Origin of the sequence: Microcystis sp. M_QC_C_20170808_M3Col, from assembly GCF_007095505.1 — a bacterium.
GTDB lineage: Bacteria > Cyanobacteriota > Cyanobacteriia > Cyanobacteriales > Microcystaceae > Microcystis.
In genome coordinates this window covers 1-2,755 of record NZ_SFBY01000009.1, presented here as the reverse complement: position 1 = coordinate 2,755, position 2,755 = coordinate 1, and the positions used below count along the sequence as shown (strand labels likewise).

1 protein-coding gene and 2 pseudogenes are annotated in these 2,755 nt (G+C 36.8%); all 3 read left to right on the top strand.

Annotation, left to right across the window (positions count from 1 at the left end; translation table 11 throughout):
* Positions 1-269: 269 nt before the first annotated feature.
* Positions 270-1,326, top strand: a protein-coding gene (locus tag EWV84_RS00295) for an ISKra4 family transposase (RefSeq protein WP_287075628.1) whose coding sequence is annotated in 2 segments (ribosomal slippage) — positions 270-430 and positions 429-1,326 — 1,059 coding nt in all. Because the reading frame shifts where the segments join, the coding sequence is not laid out codon by codon here.
* A gap of 96 nt (positions 1,327-1,422) precedes the next feature.
* A pseudogene (locus tag EWV84_RS00290) lies at positions 1,423-1,745 on the top strand (IS1634 family transposase); the annotation flags it as partial.
* 671 nt (positions 1,746-2,416) lie between these two features.
* Positions 2,417-2,638 (top strand): annotated as a pseudogene (locus EWV84_RS00285) (glycosyltransferase family 2 protein); the annotation flags it as partial.
* Positions 2,639-2,755 lie beyond the last annotated feature (117 nt).

Genomic DNA, 2,755 nt, shown 5'->3' with positions numbered 1-2,755 from the left:
ATACCGATATTTTCTAGGTGTAGATAGCCTTGAATAGAGGTTCCTTCTAGGTTCAAAAATTTGTCAAGTATCATAAGTAAAATACTCTCGTTTTTGGGTATTCTATCAAATCTTAACTCGATTGTCTATCTTTTGGTATTAACCTGTTTGTGTCTTAAGTCTTTCCCCGTATGGATTTCAGCTACTTTTAGGCGTAGGCACGGGAGCATCCCACTTTTGTACTAAGTATAAATACTTAAGCGATCGGGGGAAGACAAATAGGAGATAAAATGACTCCAACTGAAATCCAAGAACTCAATGAGCATCTACGAGCTGTAGCGGCAATTTTATTCCGTAATACCCCAGAAGAAAAGCGGCAAGACTTTGAAAGTATTGAACGAACCTTGAGAGAGCAGATACTCACTCAAGTTACTCCGGCTATTGGAAGTTTTTTTTGAAGCAGCAACCGGAACCACAGCCGGGCGAGTTAGAAAAGTAATCAGTTGTCTTGGGAAAGTAGAAATTACCGAGCGACAAGCAGAAAAACTGGAACTAAAAAAGAATAGCCGTCTGAGCCCGTTGCTGGAGAAATGCTGTCTAAGATTAGTGGCAAATGAATCCTTTGAAAATGCGGAAAAGGATATAGAGATAATGACGGGAATGAAAGTATCTCATAGCAGCCAACAGCGATTAGTACAACGCTACGAATTTGCCGAAACTGAAGCCAAAGAGACAGTAGATAGTCTTAGTATTGATGGCGGTAAAGTCAGCCTGAGAACTGATTTGGGAGAGCAAAGTGAGTGGCGAGACTATCAGGCAATTATGTTACATGGACAAGTAGGTGCTGGTTTTTTTCAAGCCAATCAAGAATTAATAGATTGGGCAAATAGTCAGCCATTAGCTGAAGTTATTACTTGTCTAGGAGATGGTCATGATGGCATTGGGAACATCCTCGCTAAAATTGGCAAGAGTGAGAGCAAAAGAGAAGTGTTAGATTGGTATCATTTAAAGGAGAATTTGTCTAAAATTGGCGGCTCAAATGCACGAATCAAACAAGTTGAAAATTATTTATGGTCGGGGAAGATAGAATTAGCATTGGCCAAGTTTGAAGGTTTGGAAGGAAAAGAAGTCAAGAATTTAAGCGCTTATTTGAACAAACATCGCCAGCGAATTCCTAACTATAAATTGTATCAGGAATTAGGCATTTGTATTGGCTCAGGAGGGGTCGAATCAACGATTAAGCGCATCGGTCTCAGGATGAAAATATCAGGAGCGCAGTGGAAAGCGGAAAATGTCCCGCAGTATCTAAAATTACGTTGTGCCTACCTTAATCAGAAGATTGCCTAAGTATTTATATTCATTGCATGAATGGGATGCTCCCTGATTACGTAGGCACTCTCATCGAATTTTATTTGAAGTTAATTATTTGCATAACAATTCCCGAAGAGCCAGCAATCCTGTGAAAGAGGATTTAGATTTCTTAAAGATCCTTGATTTTTTGCTGATAGTTTTTTTGTAAAAAATCCCGAAAGAATTGAAACAATGTTATTTTTAATGTCCCTTTGTTTATTAGTTTATAATTTGGGGCAACGAGAATTGAGAAATAGCTTAAAAATATTAAAAATCGGAGTTAAAAATCAACTAGATAAGTTAACGATTAATCCTACATTAAGATGGATATTTCAATGCTTTTAAGGTATCCACATTCTGAGCTTAGATGGAGTCAATAAATTGTTAATTTAACAGAAGAACGTCATTTTATCTGAGAATTTCTGCCCTCCTGTTGTCAAAAATATTATCTCTTTTCTGAGTTTAAACAATAAACTCATCAATTTCATAACAAATTATCAATCTTATGGGGAGAATAAATACTCCTCTAATTTCTATTGTCTGGTTTCTGTTGTTTGGGTGCAAACCTTAGAAAAAACGACTTTTTGTCGAGTTCTTGATTTTTTTGGCTCTACCGAACCTGTCATGTAAAACTATTAATAACTCATGCTTATAAAGCTTGTATACTAAGGCTTTGAGTTTTTGTTAAATTGATATTTATCAACTTTAGAGCATTGCTGGGCAGAGAGGGAGCTTGAGGAATTTTCTACAGTGTAAGTTCGGAAGAACCATTTTTTTTGCCACTTTTTCCCTAATTTTTCCCGACTTTATCTCTTTGTCTTAGTTATGTTTTTTGTATTACACTTTGAAGTGCGGAATGTAGGATATTAGCTTTCGTAAGCCTCAAAGAGCCAATGATAGTTTGCTAGAAGACAATATTATCTATCATTATAGAGATCGAGACTTAGTTGGATTAACTGTCTTGAAAGCTTCGGATTTTAACAGTGGAGATAGTGAAAATAAAATTAATGGCTCTGAAAATCCTGAAATGGGTTGACAATTTGGTCAGGGTGGTTTAGAATACCGCGAGTTAACAGTAAATTCGTTTATGGCTGACTTCCAACTAACCACTCCTGTCGCCTTCCTGATTTTTAATCGACCTGATACGACGACGAGAGTATTTGAAGCCATTCGTCAGGCTAAACCACCTAAGTTATTAGTGGTTGCCGATGGTCCCCGTCCAGATAGACCGGATGATGTTGAAAAGTGTAAGGCGGCTCGTGCTATTATTGATAAGGTAGATTGGGATTGTGAGGTGTTGACTAATTATTAGACCTCTTGCATAATTTTTTTATGGTATAATATAAGGTTTTGCTTTTTTCTCAATTCTTAGATTGAAGTGGAAAAAAGAATAAAATGTGATCTTAGGTCAGGAAATCATCTATAA